Origin of the sequence: uncultured Methanospirillum sp., from assembly GCF_963668415.2 — an archaeon.
GTDB lineage: Archaea > Halobacteriota > Methanomicrobia > Methanomicrobiales > Methanospirillaceae > Methanospirillum.
On record NZ_CAXXDL010000001.1, the window covers coordinates 637,334 to 655,791 of the forward strand.

The following is an 18,458-nucleotide window of genomic DNA, read 5'->3' on the forward strand; positions in this document are numbered from 1 at the left end:
GAAAGTTCACGGTATATTCAGTCCAGAATCCATTACGGGTAAATATATAGAGTTAATTTGAAATCTATCGATTAAGGTGATCATAAAACTAATTTTTACACAATGACATGAGAAAGATTATCGTGATCTATCTTAAGTCCTTTGGGTTTAGCTTTTTAAAAATCTCAACTGATGGTAATTCACATAAATGATCTTACCGAAATCGACTTGCACCATATCTTCCAGGAGGTGTAAGACTCAAGTAGTCTATCTTCCAATTTTCTTTCATCAAATACTCATCCTCAACTGGTCCGAAACGGGCCCTTATGGATTATCAATTGGTATTTAACAGACATCGTCTTCTTTCATGGAGAGAAAAATCCCAGAATTGAACTTAAAATCCTCCCATCTTTTTCAGGACAGGATTTATGAATTTGATCCAGATTTACCGCCGAATAAAATCAAACATTACTGTCATTAGCGTTCACATAGATATGGAACAGTAATTATCTTACCGCTACATTCTTACAGGATGATATGGAGATACCAACAGGTATTTTCTCATACGATTTTTCCAATGCACAATCACAGATTAAGCCCTGAACATCAGGTTTCTCGAATTATTTAACATATATCCATCGTCATCCCCTCTGTCTCAAGATACCCAAGCCCCCATACCTTAAGTGTATCAAATACCGGAAACAGGGCCTTTCCATGTTCGGTCAGCGAGTACTCGACACGGGGAGGAACCTCAGGGAACACAACCCGGGAAACGATCTTCAGTTCCTCAAGTTCACGGAGATGGGCTGTAAGCGTATTCGAATTCACCCCGTGCATCTTCTTCTTCAGATCAGTGAACCGGAGGGCATCACCCCGAAGATGCCAGATGATCAGAATATTCCATCTGCTACCCAGAACCTCGATGAAGAGTTCTATGAGACATTTGGATTTTTTATCAGATTTCATCGGAAATTCCACAATAGTTATTTTTAATGACCTATGTTAGTTTGTATTACCTGCACAGTATAAGTAACTACCAGAGAAAATAGGGACATGTGGTAAAAATGGATACAAAAAATCCGAAATGTGTTCAGTGTAGGACTATGAGATGTGGGACCACTGACAAGGATGTACCTGTCCCGGTATCCTGCCCAACAGAGGCATATGCAGATCTCATCAGCGAGACAACAGAGAAGTATCACCGCCCAGAAAACAAGGCCGTTATCCAGGGATGGCACACGCTGATGACTAAAATCCTTGATCCAAAAAATCCACGTGAAAAGTTATCGTGGACACGGGTTGACCAGATCATGGAGTATGCAAAAATCAGAGGGATGAAAAGACTCGGGATTGCCACATGCTATGCATTATTGTTTGAATCAAAGTTATTATCAGACATCCTTGAGGCAAACGGGTTTGAGGTACTCTCGGTCTCCTGCCTGTGTGGTGAAGTAAACCCACAGGATGCCGGGATTGAGGGGAATATCTTCTGTAACCCGATACTCCAGGCAGAAGTGCTCAACCGTGAAAGGACAGACCTGAACATAATGGTCGGCCTGTGTATCGGCCATGACATCCTGTTTCTACGCCACTGCACCGGAGAGACGACACCGCTGATCGTCAAAGATAGGGCACTTGGCCATAACCCAGTTGCTGCATTGTACATGAGCCAGAATAATTTCTACAAGGAGAGATTTATCCGGGACGATAGATAAATCCGATCTTCGATGTTCATCAGGAAATGCCAGGGTTGCAGATAATATAGCCTCATCCATCTTTCACTGTTGATAAAAATGGAAGACGTATCGACTCCAGTGAGGTGAGGAATTATTCCTCATGCTCCTTGAACTGTTACCACAGAAATAATGCCGACTGAATAAAACCAATTTCGTTCTGAATGAAAGGATTATCGCAGATACAGCAAACATCAGCGAATCTATCAACAGAACAACCCAAAGAGATTTCCAAAATGGATTCTTTTTCCTGATAAGACCTATTGTGAACCACAAATCAAAAAGAACCCTTTTCAAAAACTTTTTCCGGGAACCATACCGCCATAAACCCGATATGTGGCTTAAACATCGAAATATAATCAAAATTCTGACATAATGATCTCCTGACACGTGTATCAAAACATTTTTGAGATTAGATAAATATCGTGGCACGAGAAATGTAGCCAAATCATTAAGATAGTCTATGAAAAATACACCGATAGGAACTGTATGGTACCCTGCTGATAACCGGATTCAAAAATGAGTGATCCAGTAAAAGTCCTTGTTGTGGAAGACGAATTTGTGACAGGCCTGGAAATTCGTGCTCGCCTGGAAGATCTGGGATATGAAGTACTTGGTGTCGTTGACACCGGGGAAGAAGCGATAACAAAGGCTGAAGATCTCCTTCCTGACATCATGATCATGGATATCACATTACGGGGGGAGATGACCGGCATAGAATCTGCCGATATTATCAGAAAAAAACTCACCATTCCGGTAATATTTCTGACTGCCCATTCAGATGACAGCACGGTCGAGAAAGCAATCCAATCAGAGCCTTTCGGGTATCTGATTAAACCCCTTGATGAAAGGATACTAAAAACGACCATCCAGATGGCATTGTACAAATATGCAATGGATAAAGCACTGATAAAAAGTGAAAAAAGATACCGGAGCATTGCAGAACAGGTCGATAATGCCATCATCATACTAAATCAGGACTATTCTGTTGCTTTTCTCAATACCCATGCCAAAAAGATCTTTCAGATGCCGGATTCTTCCGAAGTTCAACACCTTGATGAGGTTATCCCGGAAGAACTCAGCATTAGAGTTAAAGATGATCTATCAAAGGTTTTTGAAGAGAACCACTCGTTAAAAATAACTCATCATTTTTTCCATGAAAATGCTGAATTCTGGTTTGACTGCTCACTTATCCCTATTTCGATAGATATTGGGGTATTCCAGGTTATTCTCCTGCTCCATGATGTCACAGACATGATAAAAATTGAAAAGGAGATTGAAAAGAAGGGAATTGTCCAGATAGAACATAACATGGAACAGTTCCAGATCCTCAATGACAGGATAAGGAACCCTCTTGCAATAATCGTCGCTGCTGCTTCACTTTCGGACTCTATACAGAATGACGAGATCATAAAACAGGTTATGGTTATTGATGAACTCGTGTGTCAATTAGACCGAGGATGGGTTCAGTCAGAAATGGTCAGAAGGTTTCTTCTCAAGCATTATGGTCATGGCAAAGAGATCAACTGATAATTTTCTTAAATCATGTAGAAAAAAATGGATCATAAGTATGTAATCCCGCTCATAATCATTCTTTTAACCATCAGCGGTATTGCGTACATCCAGTATCAGTCAGTACTTGACACCTCAATAAGTGACCATTTGAATAATTGTATCATCATCGGATACGCTGTGGAACCCCCATATGCCTATGTATCTGGCGGGAATATCACCGGTGAATCACCAGAAGTAGCACAAAAAATTGTTGAAAGGATTGGGATACCATGTATTATCTGGAGACAGACAGAATTCGGTTCACTCATCCCGGAGCTTGAAGCAGGAAAGATAGATGTAATAGCTTCCGGGATGTTCATCTCCGATGACAGGCTGAAAGAGATCTCCTTTTCTTCTCCTTCGTTTCGCGTAAACCAGGGGTTACTGGTTAAATCAGGAAATCCATCAGATATTCACTCGTATAAAGAGGCAGTTGAAAAGAATAATGTAGTAATCTCTGTTCTGGCCGATTCAGTCGAACAAGAAGTGTTTCATGAACTTGGCATGCCTGAAGAGAGGCTCATTATTGTTCCAGATACCCCGACTGGTCGGGCATCGGTTGAGACCGGAAAAGCAACAGGGTTTGCACTCTCAACACCCTCCATCCGGTGGCTCGCATCACACTCCACATCTGGTGAATTTGAAGAGGCACATCCATTTTATCAGACCGAAATACCGGCACTCAGATCATATGGATACGGGGCGTTTGGATTCAGAAAGCAGGATCGTGCACTGATTTCTGCGTGGAATAGTATGATGAAAGAGTATATCGGGTGTGATAGCCATCTGAACCTAATCAGCAGATTTGGTTTTTCCAAAGATGAAGTACCGGTACATGATGACTCAAATCTCTCTATCCGGGATAAATCATGAAGAATCCTGATCTGATAACCAATCTATCAGCCATTCTCGCTAACCCACGGTTTTGGATCTGGGCAGCGATACTTTTTACCATTTTTGTCAGTTTTTCCATCACCTGGTTTCATTATCAGGAACAGGAGGAGATGAAGTATATCATCAATGATCTCAATCTCCTTGGAACTGCCCGGATTGACCTGATAAAGGGTTTTTTACATACTACTCAGGGAAATAATGATGCATCACCGTATGACAAATACCAGGGATATGCCCTCTTAGATCAGTCCATTCATTCAATTGATAAGACAATCACTGAAATCGAAAATATTCCATCCATATATGATATCAATGAACTCCCTGATACGACTCACTTTCGTAATCAGGTCGAGAAATTTAAACAAGTCCTTAATACATTGGAATACTCTTCAGACCATGACGAGAATCTCCAGATTCAATTCCGTATCTCACTCTATGATCTTGAACAGCAAACAGACCTCCTTGATCTGGCACTAAGGAAGTCACTTCAGCAGCGGACCAAAACCTGGAATAACTATTTTATTCTGATGCTTGGGTTCATTATGGTGCTATTGGCCGGACTATGTGGAGCAGCAATCTATTCCATGAACCTGGCTGATAATGCCTTTTCCAGAGTAAAGGAGACAGAGCAGAAGTACAGGTTACTTGCCGAAAATGCAGGAGATGTCATCTGGACGATGGACATACAGTCGAGAAAGATGAGTTACGTCAGTCCTTCCGTTTTCTCTCTTCTGGGTTATCGACCTGAAGAACTTCTGGACCTGTCTCCGGAAGATTTTATTGTGACTGATTCGTTTCAACAGATGAGTATCCAAACAGCAGATAGGATCAAAGCAATGGAATCTGGAGATACATCAGCACAGATTCAGATATTCTCTCTTGATCTAAAACGAAAAGATCAGACTATTATTCCTGTTGAACTTGTAACAACTCTCGTAGTAAATGACCAGGGGGCTGTCTCAGGCATTGTTGGTGTAGTCCGTAATATCAGTGAGCGGAAAGAGAATGAATGTGCATTACTGGAGAGTGAAGAGCGATATCGTCGGGTATTAGACACGATGCTGGAAGGTTTCCAGATAATAACTTCGGATTTTAGATATTTATATCTCAATGATGAGGCGGTCAGGCAGAGTGGTTACTCCAGGGAAGAACTGATGAGCAGTACCCTGATAGAGAAGTATCCAGGAGTAGAGAAGACGCCATTATTTAAATCTCTTCAAAGATCATTCAACGAAAAAATTCCACAGATTATTGAGAATGAATTTACATTTCCAAACGGGGATTCGGGTTGGTTTAATTTGAGAATCCAGCCAATAAAGGAAGGACTGGCGATATTATCCCTAAATATCACTGAACAGAAAAATACAGAACTTAAGATACTTAGTAAAAACACTGAACTTAACGCCGCGTTAGAAGAATTATCTGCTTCAGAAGAAGAGCTTAAATCAAACTATTATGAACTTGTAAAGAGTCAGGAACAACTCTACAAAAGTGAAGAAAAATTCAGAAACCTCGCAGATTATACCTATGACTGGGAATACCTGATCGATCCCGATCAGGATTATGTATACATAACCCCATCAGTTCAACGGATCAGCGGGTATTCTCCTGAAGACTTTTATCAAAAACATATAACACTTGAAGAGATCATCCATCCGGATGATAAAGAGATATATCAGTCACATTCGCTTTGCATCACCGATCCAGATAAACATGAGATTCTCTTTCGAATTATTACAAAAGATAATGGGGAGAGATGGATATCTCATCATTGTTATTCTGTATTTGACAAAGACGGGGTCTTTCTTGGTCGAAGAGCCGTAAACCGGGATATTACGGATAAAAAACTGATTGAAGATGAACTGAAGCGTTCATATGAAGATCTGGAGAATCGCGTCAGAGACAGGACACTTGAATTAACCAGGAAGAATGAGGAACTGGAGAAGTTAAAGACCGTTCTTGAAGAGAACCAGGAGCGACTTGATAGAGCACAACATGTTGCTCACTATGGAAGCTGGGACATCGTCCTTACCACCAGGGAATTTCACTGCTCTCCCGAAGAACTCAGGATATTTGGATATGATCCGGATCTTCAAAACCCTTCTCTGGACTTATTTTTAGAAAGGATACATCCAGATGACCGTGAGAAAGTTAACAGAAATATAGACATGATCATACAAGACCGGCCATCCGGTTCTGTTACTCATCGAATTATTCTCCCCAGTGGAGAGATCAGGACAATTTTTGCTCAAATGGAAATATTTGGAGATGAGTCTCAGGATTCGAGAAGAATTGTCGGATCTTCTCAGGATATTACCGATATTAACCAGGCATTAGAGGAGAAACAAAGAATTACAAGAGAAGTTCATGACCTCTATAACAGAGCTCCGTGTGGATATCATTCAATCGATGGAAATGGCCTTATTATTCGAATGAACGATACTGAACTCTCGTGGTTACAATACTCAAGAGAAGAAGTCATTAACAGGAAGAATATCCAGGAGCTCCTCACCCCGGAAAGCGTAGAAACATTCAGAAGATCATTCAAGAGATTTATAGAAAGTGGATCCCAGGTAGATATTGAACTGACCTTTGTCAGAAAGGATGGGAGTACTTTTCCGGTGCGGGTGAATGCATCTGCAATATTTGACGAGTCAGGGAATTATCTGATGTCCAGGACAATTGTTATAGATATCACCGAACAGAAGAAGTTAGATGCTGAAATTGTAAAATCACTCAGAGAAAAGGAGATTCTCCTAAAAGAGATTCATCACCGTGTAAAGAACAATATGCAGGTAATATCCAGTCTTCTTTTCATGCAGGCACGTGGCCTGCAGGATCCTCACATGATTGAGATATTAAACGAGAGTCAGAACCGGATCCGTTCACTTGCTCTCATCCATGAAAAACTCTATCAGTCAGATAATCTCGATCAAATAGACTATAGCACATATATCAAAAAGATTATCGATTACCTGTTCCAGTCCTATAAAGTATCAAAGACCGATGTGTCTGTAGAACTCAATATATCCTCAATATACCTCGATATTGACAAAGCTGTACCCTGTAGTCTGTTGATAAATGAGATGATATCCAACTCGCTCAAACATGCTTTTCCCAATGGCCAGAAGGGGATTATTACCATTGATATGTATGCAGATGAAAATGCATATCACCTGAAGTATACCGATAATGGCATCGGCCTTCCTGACGATCAATCTCTTGAGAAAAAGAATTCACTCGGGTTTCAACTCATCAAAGGACTGGCTGGTCAATTAGGAGGGACACTTGAGATTATCCGGGATCAGGGAACCGTATACATATTGACGTTTTCAAAATTTATTCAAAATAGGTAGGTTTAGCAGATAGGAAAATCAGAATACATACGTCGTTCCGACAGTATTCAGAATACATTTCCCGGGTATATTCTCAATAAACCTATTAATTGCCGTCCACCCGGTGCAGTGCATCGGGACAATATAATCAGGGTCAATCTCTTTCATAGCCGCTATTGTCGGCATGATCCGTGGTTCAAACGCCGGACCGGTGAGATGGAATCCCCCGATTACCGCGTGAACAGTACTGATTCCGGTGATCTTCTGTGAATAGTGTATTGTATTGATGATCCCGGCATGGGCACACCCACTCAGAACTACAAGACCCTTATCCCGGACATGAATTACAAGTGCCTGGTCATCACGTATCGGATCAGAAACCCACATACCGTCTTCATACATCTCCATGCCAGGCATTCCGGTCTCAAACGGAGTGATACGCTCCACTTCACCGGTCACAAGCAGATGATCATCTGCAAGCGAAGATGGATTGCTGCAGATACGGATGTCTGCCCCGGCATCTTTGAGTGCTGCTTCATCCAGTTGTGGCAGTTCCACAGGCACTCTGATCGGATTATTGAGTCTTCGCCTTACAAAGGCATCAGGATGGAGAACGAGCGGGATACTCTTCCCGGCTCTTCTGAAAAATTCAACCATACCTCCGATATGATCAAAATGACCATGGCTCAGTGCAACAGCCTCAATATCAGAGAGTTGTATCCCGAGGACTTCCGCATTGGAGAACATGCAGTTCTTTGAGAGCCCGGCATCAAGGAGGACTGTATGGATCTCTTCTCCACAAAAAAGCCTGACAAGACAGGATAAACCATGCTCAGCGAGAATTTCCCTGGATGGACCAAACGGCAGCCGTTTATCCACGTCCGTTGCCGGTGGTACAAAGATATCAATGTAATTATCGACCAGAACAGTGATCTCCACCTTGTCTACCGGTTTAAGAATTTCCATCATAAGACATCAATCGATCAGAAGGAGAGCCATCAGTTCAGGATGTCCCTGCACCGGGAATTTAATCGACATACCTGCTTTTTCAGCAGTCTTCACCATGTTGACACCCACGGCATGTTCAGGGATACGGGCCTGAGAGGGATGAACACAGAGACCGTTCACGTTACAGGTTTCACAAAGCCGGCATGACCCGTTCACCAGAGCCAGGGCAAAGGTGTTGCCTGCATTAAAGGCAGTCCGCTCCAGTTCAAGCATCATCGGAGCAAACGATCCGGTGCCGTTGAAGTGATCCTTCCAGAACTGTGTTGCCTTCTCCTTTTTATCAGCCGGGGCTTTTGGATCGAGCCAGTACCGGTATATCGAGCAGATTACATCATCATCGGCCTCGGCAGGTGAGATGAACTTGACTAGGAGGGCAGAGGAATACTCAGATAATATTCTGCGGAACTCATCAGGAGTAGGAACATGGGGCGGACAGGTCAGTTTTTTCCCGTACGAGATGCATCCTGCCCGGCACTTGAGTACAACCCGGTCCTCAACGATAACATCAGATGCAGAGATCACCTTTGCATCTGCAGCGCCAAGTGAGCGGGCTTTATCAACGAGAAACTGGTAATGGTGAACTTTTTCGGCATCAAAAGAGTTCCTGATTGTCATCAGTAGTACCTATTCCCCGGCATACTACATATAAAGCAGATGTATAGTATACTGATTGACCCGGTCTGCCGGTTCTTTCAGCCGTTAGTCACAGACTCCTTGTATCCACCCGCACGAAAACATCCTCGGTAGATCATATTTCACAGCCGCGATGCCCGGCTCCGTAGTCCAGAAAACTCAGGCACAATGACCATCATTCATGATGATATCACTTGTTGCAACCGGTTGCAACGATGGAAACCGAACATTTTTCTGGAATACCATGAAGGAACAAAGAACCCATGCCACCTCATTCCGCCATTAACAATCAGGTGCAACGACATCAGAAAGTGTCAGTTCACACAACCGAGCTCAAGTACTGTGCACATTTCGTTAAAACTGATGAATACCTGCCAAAATTAATTTCTAATTATTTTCCATCAGTTTTACCTATCGTGATTATAGCCTGTTTCACACAACGATAGTATGTCACACAGAGACCTGCACAAGGCAGATAATAAATCATGCCTGTGCAGGAACTGTGAGCGATAGATGAGCTGCGTTCAACATGTCCTCCTACAATCGAAACTTCTCATCATCACAACCGGGAATGATTCCTTTGGAGTTATCCCGGGTTCTTAGTTCGATGTTATGAACAGTCCGAATTTCAGCCAGCCTCAATGAGGCTGGTCCTCCTCCTACATTCAATCAATTATAATGAGGTACAGTATGTTCACACCAACAACACTCGCCACACCATATAATGACAGACAAAAGACCCTGATCGACTACCTTGAGAACAAAATGAAAGAAGGAAAGAACTTCTTTAAGTCCAAGTATATTGCCAGGGAGACAGGACTGTCATCCAAAGAGGTCGGAACAAACATGGGGATACTGGCTGAAAACTGCCCGAAGTTCTCAATTCAGAAGTACAGTTACTCAAACAGCACCACCTGGCTGATCACACACCCCCAGGTATAACGTACGTATAACACTTTTGCAAGAAAAAGTCCTTTTCACCGATCCTACCTGGGGCCCCCAACGGGGCACCGTTGGGGTTTTTACAAGAAAAAGTAAAAGGAGCGGCTCGTGAGCGTTAAATCAGTACAAAACCAGTACAACCTGACCGGATACCCCATTCTTTATTATACTCTCCACCTCCACCCTGTTTGTGTCAGATCAGAAAATTTCACCAGTCATTCAATATCTCCCAATCCAGGAGTCTGACCTGCAGCGGCTCAATGAAATATCAAATATGCCAGAGATATCCGGGATTTTTGAGACGCTCCCCCCGGTTCCCATGGAGGCAACAGAGAATCTCTACAGGCAGATCGTGAACGGAATCGTTTCTCTCTGGGGGATTCATCTGCATGAACGAATGGTTGGCGGGGCCGGATTCTTCGTGTACCCGCCCGGAACAAGGCTCTCACACGCCGCGAATTTTTTCATCTTTCTTGAGCCTGACTACTGGGGACAGGGTATCGGCAGGAGAAGTATTGAGTTCCTGGAGGAGGTTGTAAGAACCCGGGGTTATTACCGGATGGAGTGTATGGTTGTCATTCACAACACCAGGGCCATCAGACTGTATGAACTCATGGGATTCAACCGTGAAGGGATCAAACAGAAGGCCTATCTCTATGACGGTGAGTTTACCGACCTGCTGATTATGGGGAAGATACTGACATAATCCGGCATGTCGTACCGGCACATCATCGACAATAGAGGTTGAGATACATGTACACCAAAAGAGATCCCGTCATTCAGCGATAGTACGATGACAGATACATGATCACTACGACAGAACTATGCCATTTGAAACGGCACCATATCATATGATCAGACGATCTCTCCTGATATTGTTCACACTACCACTACTATTCCTGGCATGCTGCTCAACTGTTTATGCAGAATCCCCGGCAGAGCTCTACAAGATAGGACTGGCCTACTCAGATAAGGGCGACTATGAAGATGCCCTCAAGACATTCGAACAGGCAATAGAGAAAAGTCCTGACTCAACATTATTATGGCTCAATAAAGGCAACACCTTAACCTCTCTCGGAAGATACCAGGAAGCTCTTGACGCTTTTAACAATGTCACCCGCATTGATTTCACAAACAAGGATGTATGGTACCCGAGAGGAGTATCATATTCAGGCCTTGGCAACTACGAGATGGCTCTTCACGCATTTGATAAAGTTATCAGGTATTATCCGGACAACTCACTTGCATATCATAAGAAGGGAGATGCACTCATGGCTCTTGCAAGATATGATGAGGCGATACAGGCATACGATGAGGAGAAAAGGGTATCGAGCTGATTTCTGATCTCCCTCTTTATCTGGTGATCAACAGATGTGGACCAGATTAGAATCCTCATACAATCCGGCATCTCTTCTGTAGTGAAGTTTTTTTCAGATACGATGTGAGATCTGCATCGATATTTTCTTAAACTCATATTTTTCATTAGGATAGTATGGTAATAGATCCTGGCGTATGTCACCAATAGTATCAACACCGGATATATGCCGGATGGTTTATTATTCAATAATCCAGAGCCTGAAGACCTTGTCCATCAACTGAAACGTAACGATTAGGCTAATATGATGAAACCAGAAAACCAGAAGGATACAAAAGGTATGACAGCGATCCCAGACCCGGAGGAGATGTGCACAGAGGGAGATTTTTATCTCAAAGTGCTGGATGACTTTCCAAATCCGGTATGGCGTTCAAATATATCAGGGAAATGTGATTTCTTCAACAGGAACTGGCTTGAGTTTACCGGTAGAAGCATGGACCAGGAGCTCGGGGATGGCTGGGTAGAGGGTGTTCACCCTGAAGATTTTGAGAGATGCCTTGCGATCTACCTTGAGAATTTTGGCAGCCAATCACCATTCGAGATGGAGTATCGCCTTCGCTATCATGACGGTACCTATCGGTGGATCCTTGACTGCGGAAATCCATTCTACTCACCAGAGGGGACGTTCAAGGGATTTATTGGCTCATGCTATGATATACAGGATCGAAAAACTGCAGAAGAACTGTTAAACAAGGCTAACCGGGAGCTGGAAGAGAATATTTCAGAGATAAATACCAGTAGGTCACAACTCCAGGAGACGAAAGATTACCTGGAAAAACTCATTGCATCAGCCAGTGCTCCCATTATCGTGTGGAATCCTGTAGGGAAGATAACGAAGACGAATAAGGCACTGGGCGACCTGATGGGGTTATCACCGGTTGATATCATCGGTAACGATCTCTCTTTTGTCTTTCCCCGGGAATCCCTGGATGAAATCCGGATGCAGGATCCCTGCCTCACTGATCATCTGCCCAAAGATGCTTTTGAGATACCGATAACCCATCGGTCGGGTGAGATGAGAGTAGTTGTCTGGAATCTGGCCCCGGTCTTCAGCCATCCTGATGAATGTGTGGCAATTATTGCACAGGGACAGGATGTTACAGAACACATCCAGACCGAAAAAGCCCTCAAACAGTTAAATCGTCAGCTCAACCTCATGAGCAGTATTACCAGGCATGATATCCTCAACCAGGTTAATATCATAAAGTTGCTTATCGAGCTGCTCAAGGATTCAGTGGCACAGCAGCCATTAAAGAAATATCTTGACGGGGTTGAAACCGCAACAGGCAATATCCACTCCCAGATAGAGTTCACAAAGGTATACCAGGAACTTGGATCTCATGATCCACAATGGGAGAATATTCCAGTACTGGTACGTTCACTCCAGATCCAGATCCCGGAGACAATAACCCTCTCTTCCGATCTGAAGGGCATCGAGGTGTATGCAGATCACCTTCTCATACGTGTCTTTGATAATCTCCTTGATAACTCCATCAGGCATGGAGAGCATGTCTCAAAGATACAAATATCCTGCAGAAAGTCCCCGGGCGGAATAATTCTGACATGGGAAGATGATGGAGTCGGTGTTAAGCCCGAAGAGAAGAAGAAGATATTTAAGATGGGATATGGCAGGAACACCGGACTTGGGCTTTTTCTCATTCGTGAAGTCCTGCTTATAACAGGAATTTCCATTACAGAGACCGGCACTCACGGAAAAGGAGTAAGATTTGAGATAAGTATTCCAGACCAGGGGTGGAGGCTATCAAAATAATGTGATCCGGGTTTACATCACCGGGTAGCGTTGTATATGTGTACATGATTCAGACCTCTCCCGATCTATACCACCACCCCACATCTCTCCTCCGCGACGAGACCGGGACATGAGTTCCCTGACCATCGGATCAGCCAGCGGATATGAAATTTTCCGGGTGTTGCAACTGGTTGCAACGGTTTAAACAGACAATACCGGGGTTTTGTCAGATACAAAAAACACAATCCTCCCACCCTGATCCCCTGATGAAAACCGGATGCAACATATAAGGGAGAACTCAAATCACAAATCGTCCGGCATATAAAAGCCGGTTAAACAAAATAACGGACAACGCAAACTAAAATGGATTTTAAACTAATCTCTATCAGTTTTTCCTATCAGGTTTATACTCTGTTTCACGCAACGATAGTATGTCACACCGGGACCTGCACAAGCCTGCCGGGAGAGAAATCCTGAACGGGTGTCTGCAGGGTCGGTGCACAATAGATGAGTTGCGTTCAACATGTCCTCCTACAATCGATGCCTCTCATCATCTCAGGCGGAGCAGGGATCTCAGATGAACCCAAATCCGCCGCAATGTAAGGTTGCTGCGATGACCTTACTCCATCTCAGCCAGTCACAATGCGGCTGGCACTCCTCCTACACACGATTATAATAATGAGGTAATTATGTTCACAACCAATCCGTTAAGCACCACCTATAATGACAGACAGATGTGCCTGATCAACTATCTTGAAACGAGGGTAAAAGAAGGAAAGAACTTCTTTAAATCCAAGTACATTGCAAAGGAGACAGGCCTCTCATCAAAAGAAGTGGGAACAAACATGGGAATTCTTGCTGAAACCTGCCCGAGATTTACAATCCAGAAGTACAGTTACTCAAACAGTACAACCTGGCTAATCAGCCCATCCCGGTCATAACCGGCTTACTTCTTTTCTCCTCCTATCAGTGATTCAATCAGATCCCGATGGTCAGAAGACCTATTCAGGACTCCAATGTAGGAATCATCCTGACAACAGACATATCACCATCGAAGGATAGAGAGAACTCAAAAAATCCTCACCATGAGGGATATGCAATAAAATTTCTCTGATTATTGTAGAAATCTATCAAAAAATTTATTGTTCTACACGAATAATAACCATCATTCATCAATTGCGGGAATTGACTATTTTTTCATGATGGCCACATCCTTCGATTGTCTGAAAAGGGATTTGTATGGGGAATCTTTTTGTACCCTCCGGGGAATGTGCATGCAGGCATGACATGCAGCATCGGATTGCTGAACAGAACACTGCTACTCTGACAACACCGGGCCTCCTCCAGTCTGCTCATGGAAGACAGACAGTAATAACCCTGATGCTCGTTCTGTTTTGTATGATAGTACCGGTATCAGGTTCATGGACTGCCCTTGCCGCCGGGCATTCAGGAACTGATTACACGTTTGCCGGCAATTACTCAGCGGGTCAGATCGTCATCAACACCGCTGGTGCCTATTACCTTACCGAAGACCTCAACTCCTCATCATCAGTCTATGGTATTCAGATCCAGGGTGACTCGATAGCACTTGATGGCAACGGAAAAAACCTGACCGGAACGGCAGGAGTCGGCATTAACGTATCAGCACTTGTCCTTCAGCCGGTTGTAACAAACTTCAGTACAATATCAGGCTTTGATTACGGGCTGTGCTCTATTGGAGAAGGACTCACCGTATCAGACTCTGTGATATCAAGAAACAAAATGGGAGGGATTTGGACTTTCGGCTCTAATGCAACCATTCTGCGAAACACAATCTCCGATTGCAATGTGGGTATTAATGCCTGGTACCTGGACTACAAGAACCCATATTATGGCATTCAGGTCAAAATTACAAACAATACCTTAAACCAGAACAGATACGGGATCCGCTCAGCCAGCAATAATGCACAAATTCTGGATAATAAAGTCTACAACAACACCAATTCAGGGATCATAGCCGGAGGTACCAGGTGTGGAAGCAGCCCTGATCCCGGTACCTGCGGAAGGGGGTATTACACCGTTATCTCAAGGAACATAATCCAAGATGGTGTTAATGGTATCTTCAGTTATGAGCCGAGCGGGAGAGTAATTGACAATATTGTGACGAATCAGCAGCAGTTCGGACTATTCATTTCAGACTCTGTAAATATCTCTGCAAGGAATAACACCTTTGTAAACAACACACAGGGAATCGTATTACGGTACGGAAAGAATCAGAATAGCCTTGTTACCAGAAACACAATCATAAACAGTTCTGACTGTGGAATATTTTTCTCGTATTACTCCTCAGACATTTCAGGTAACGCCACGTTCTATGACAACTATCTTGCAAACAGCGTGAATATCAACGGCACTGCCTCCCTGCAAAACTATACCTGGACAAATCCATCAGGTCCGGTGTCAGGAACAAATGTGATGGGAGGTCCGTATGTTGCAGGAAACTACTGGAGCAGTCCGGATAAAACCGGCTGGTCAGATCTACAGGAGCCAGCTGGAACAGGATACTCTCAGGTACCCTATGAGGTAAAGACCGGATCAGGAGCCTACGACACCGCACCTCTGGTACGGGTTGCCCAGATGATCAATTCATCACATGATGACTGGACAGTTCTCAATCCTGCCGGGAATAAGACTTATCCCCGTTATAGCAACGCAACTTACGTGGCAGAAGCAAAGCCTGGAGCTGACCTCGTGAACGTCTCAGTGAACGGGAGCATGGTAGGTCCGGTCGGGACCTGGACCTTCTCGTCAATAACAGTCGATCACACCATCTCATCATACGGACAACCGACTCCGGGGCAGGTTCATGCATTCTTCACCCTGAACACAACCTGGGGAGCAGTACCTCTGACAGTCAGGTTCACGAACCAGTCTCTTGGAGATCCTACCTCATTCTTCTGGGACTTCGGTGATGGAGCAAAATCTCCAGAGCAGAACCCGGTTCACACCTACACAACACCTGGAACCTATACAGTCACACTTCGGGCAGCAAATAACCAGACAAGTGGTATAGGAACGCTGACAGGAGCAGTGACAGTAACCGCCGGGCAGGTTCCATACCCGACACCAACACAGGTTCCCGGGTATATAACAGCCACATTCTCCGCTGACCAGACCTCCGGAGTATCACCCCTGCAGGTTTCGTTGATTGATCAGTCCACCGGGAATCCGACATCCTGGCTCTGGGATCTCGGGGACGGAAACAGTTCCAGATCGCAGAATGTGACCCATATCTACACTGCCAAAGGATTATATTCGGTACGCCTCACTGCACAGAACAGCATATCATCCGGTAGCATCGAAAAGAGTGGATTTATTATGGTCAGGTAAATTGTGCACCCTTCATCCATTCCGGGCAGCAGACAAATTCTGTTTTTCCTCCATCACTCCCCTCTTCCTTTCTCTCCGGGCTGACAGATCATCCAAACAGTTAAGGTGGTCTGGACATGATTCTGAAGAGAAGTGATTGGGTTGATACGCATAAACCTGGTGATACTTATCCTGATTGCCGGAACTCTGCTGGTTCAGGTCACAGGGGCAGACATTCCTGCCCCCCGGATAGAGGGTCTGAACCTTACAAATATCACTGAACTTCAGGAGAGTGGATTCCGGGCAATGGAGCAGAGAGACTGGAATACCCTCCTTCGCATCGCTGGTGAAGGTCTTGCCCGGGATCAGAACGATCCTCAGATGTATTCAATGAAGGGGTATGCTCTCAGAAAACTCAATCGTAGCCAGCAGGCCCTTATTGAAGATTCAAAAGCGATTGCCATTGAACCAAATCCTGTCAGGTACGCTAACCGGGGAATGACATATCTGTCACTTGGCAATTATTCTGCAGCTCTTGCTGACGGAGAGAACGCCATCAGCATCATTCCAGATTACTCATCAGGGTATGCCCTCAAATCTCTTGCATATCAGAAGATGGGAGACATCACAGCTGCAAAGGAGAATATTGACAAAGCACTCGCAATAAAACCTGATACTGCCTCACATCTCCATTATGCAGGAATCATTGCGATGCAGGATGGGAACTATGAAGATGCTGTATACTTCCTGAATCGTTCAATAACCATTGATCCCAATTATTCCCTCCCATGGCCGGGTATGACAAATGCAACCGTTGATCTGGAGAATGTCAGAAAGACCTCTGGTGGATAAACCGGATAATCTCAAACATCTTCACCATGGTTCTTATGAAGTCTTCAGTGATGGCGACATGAAAGGCTCGACCTTTATCGTGTAACTACCAAGTACGAGGATAAACAGGGAATAGAAGAGTTCCGGTCCAGAACATGCCAGTATTTCTATATCTGTGAGGTGATACCCGGATGGTCACACCTCTGGGATAAGCAGGCCCGGTTCTGTCCATACCCAACTATGTCTACCGGAATCCCTGTTTCAGCAAAGAAATCACGAGTCTCTTCTAGTTCTACGCCCCGAACCGGATACACCCAGGACTCAGTCCCGGGCCGATCCAGTGAGTTCAGTTGTATCAGATCAGGACGGAGTGACACTATTGTCTCTCTGATACTCTGCAGTTCTTCCCTGCCGGTATTGATCCCGGGAATAAGGAAGACTTCAACCCATATCTGCCCTGAAAATTCACTGCGTAAGGCACCGAGCCCGCGTAGTATGGATGAGACTGAAAGCCCCCGGACCGGCCTGAAGATCTTCTCCTGCATCTTCTGATCAGAGGCTGGAACGGTCGGGATGATGAGATCCGCCTGGATGAGATCCCTCCTTACTTCGGGAAGCGTACAGAGAGTTCCGTTCGTCAGAACAGCCACACGGTACCTTGGGTATGCTTCCTTCAGGAACCTGATTACCGGACCGAGTGAGTAGGAGAGTGTAGGCTCACCTGATCCTGCAAACGTGATATAATCAAGCACCGGCCTCTTTGCAAGAATGTGATCCAGTTCAGCGATCACATCAACAGTCGGGAAGAACTCCCTTCTGGTGAGGGTAAGATCGGTGGTTGCTCCACACTCACAGTACACGCAGTTGTAGGAACAGGTCTTGTAAGGAAGCAGATCGATGCCAAGTGATCTCCCAAGTCTTCTTGATAAAACCGGTCCGAATACGTATCTGTTCATGATAGAATCTTCTCTTACAACCTGGATCTGTGCTGGATCTCTAGGGTTCGCTCCGAAGGTATGAGAGGGTATCGGTGCTGGCAATATCAGCATGAAGTCATTTATTTGATGAAACCCGGG

The 18,458-nt window shown here is 44.4% G+C and carries 16 protein-coding genes; 12 read left to right on the forward strand and 4 right to left on the reverse strand.

Annotated features, from left to right (window positions below):
• Positions 1-603: 603 nt before the first annotated feature.
• Positions 604-945 carry a helix-turn-helix domain-containing protein gene (locus tag ACHZA2_RS02915; protein ID WP_319578474.1) on the reverse strand — a complete coding sequence of 114 codons (342 nt, stop codon included), beginning with the start codon at positions 943-945 and terminating at the stop codon, positions 604-606.
• Positions 946-1,043: 98 nt separating this feature from the next.
• Between ACHZA2_RS02915 and ACHZA2_RS02920 the strand changes: the two genes are divergently transcribed.
• From ACHZA2_RS02920 to ACHZA2_RS02935, 4 genes are all read left to right on the forward strand, one after another.
• The gene (locus ACHZA2_RS02920) at positions 1,044-1,694 is read left to right on the forward strand and encodes a DUF1847 domain-containing protein (protein WP_394698469.1); all 651 of its coding nucleotides are present in this window, start codon (positions 1,044-1,046) and stop codon (positions 1,692-1,694) included.
• A 537-nt stretch (positions 1,695-2,231) separates the two neighbouring features.
• On the forward strand, positions 2,232-3,242 hold the full coding sequence (locus ACHZA2_RS02925; RefSeq protein WP_319578476.1) for a response regulator: 1,011 nt from the start codon (positions 2,232-2,234) through the stop codon (positions 3,240-3,242).
• Positions 3,243-3,269: 27 nt separating this feature from the next.
• A complete protein-coding gene (locus ACHZA2_RS02930) occupies positions 3,270-4,139 on the forward strand; it encodes a transporter substrate-binding domain-containing protein (protein ID WP_319578477.1) in 870 nt (289 codons plus the stop codon).
• The gene (locus ACHZA2_RS02935) at positions 4,136-7,516 is read left to right on the forward strand and encodes a PAS domain S-box protein (protein WP_319540281.1); all 3,381 of its coding nucleotides are present in this window, start codon (positions 4,136-4,138) and stop codon (positions 7,514-7,516) included. The genes ACHZA2_RS02930 and ACHZA2_RS02935 overlap by 4 nt, the downstream gene beginning before the upstream one ends.
• A gap of 18 nt (positions 7,517-7,534) precedes the next feature.
• Here ACHZA2_RS02935 and ACHZA2_RS02940 read toward each other — a convergent pair whose 3' ends face one another.
• Both ACHZA2_RS02940 and ACHZA2_RS02945 read right to left on the reverse strand, forming a co-directional pair.
• Positions 7,535-8,464: an MBL fold metallo-hydrolase gene (locus ACHZA2_RS02940; RefSeq protein WP_319540280.1), complete on the reverse strand. Its 930-nt coding sequence runs from the start codon at positions 8,462-8,464 to the stop codon at positions 7,535-7,537.
• A 6-nt stretch (positions 8,465-8,470) separates the two neighbouring features.
• Complete coding sequence (locus tag ACHZA2_RS02945) at positions 8,471-9,118, reverse strand: DUF2284 domain-containing protein (protein WP_319540279.1); 648 nt, start codon at positions 9,116-9,118, stop codon at positions 8,471-8,473.
• Positions 9,119-9,826: 708 nt separating this feature from the next.
• On the opposite strand from ACHZA2_RS02945, the gene ACHZA2_RS02950 reads away from it, so the two are divergent.
• From ACHZA2_RS02950 to ACHZA2_RS02985, 8 genes are all read left to right on the forward strand, one after another.
• Positions 9,827-10,078, forward strand: coding sequence for a hypothetical protein (locus ACHZA2_RS02950; RefSeq protein ID WP_319540278.1), 252 nt, complete (start codon positions 9,827-9,829; stop codon positions 10,076-10,078).
• 190 nt (positions 10,079-10,268) lie between these two features.
• Positions 10,269-10,784, forward strand: coding sequence for a GNAT family protein (locus tag ACHZA2_RS02955; protein ID WP_319540276.1), 516 nt, complete (start codon positions 10,269-10,271; stop codon positions 10,782-10,784).
• 145 nt (positions 10,785-10,929) lie between these two features.
• Complete coding sequence (locus ACHZA2_RS02960; protein ID WP_319578478.1) at positions 10,930-11,415, forward strand: tetratricopeptide repeat protein; 486 nt, start codon at positions 10,930-10,932, stop codon at positions 11,413-11,415.
• A 318-nt stretch (positions 11,416-11,733) separates the two neighbouring features.
• Positions 11,734-13,224: a PAS domain-containing sensor histidine kinase gene (locus ACHZA2_RS02965; protein WP_319578479.1), complete on the forward strand. Its 1,491-nt coding sequence runs from the start codon at positions 11,734-11,736 to the stop codon at positions 13,222-13,224.
• Between the two features lie 410 nt (positions 13,225-13,634).
• Positions 13,635-13,784: a hypothetical protein gene (locus ACHZA2_RS02970; RefSeq protein WP_319578480.1), complete on the forward strand. Its 150-nt coding sequence runs from the start codon at positions 13,635-13,637 to the stop codon at positions 13,782-13,784.
• 108 nt (positions 13,785-13,892) lie between these two features.
• A complete protein-coding gene (locus tag ACHZA2_RS02975; protein ID WP_319540273.1) occupies positions 13,893-14,144 on the forward strand; it encodes a hypothetical protein in 252 nt (83 codons plus the stop codon).
• Between the two features lie 298 nt (positions 14,145-14,442).
• Positions 14,443-16,572 carry a PKD domain-containing protein gene (locus ACHZA2_RS02980; protein WP_319578481.1) on the forward strand — a complete coding sequence of 710 codons (2,130 nt, stop codon included), beginning with the start codon at positions 14,443-14,445 and terminating at the stop codon, positions 16,570-16,572.
• Positions 16,573-16,713: 141 nt separating this feature from the next.
• Positions 16,714-17,403 carry a tetratricopeptide repeat protein gene (locus ACHZA2_RS02985; RefSeq protein ID WP_394698470.1) on the forward strand — a complete coding sequence of 230 codons (690 nt, stop codon included), beginning with the start codon at positions 16,714-16,716 and terminating at the stop codon, positions 17,401-17,403.
• Positions 17,404-17,549: 146 nt separating this feature from the next.
• On the opposite strand, the gene ACHZA2_RS02990 is transcribed toward ACHZA2_RS02985, so the two are convergent.
• A complete protein-coding gene (locus ACHZA2_RS02990) occupies positions 17,550-18,338 on the reverse strand; it encodes a radical SAM protein (RefSeq protein ID WP_319578483.1) in 789 nt (262 codons plus the stop codon).
• Positions 18,339-18,458: the final 120 nt, after the last annotated feature.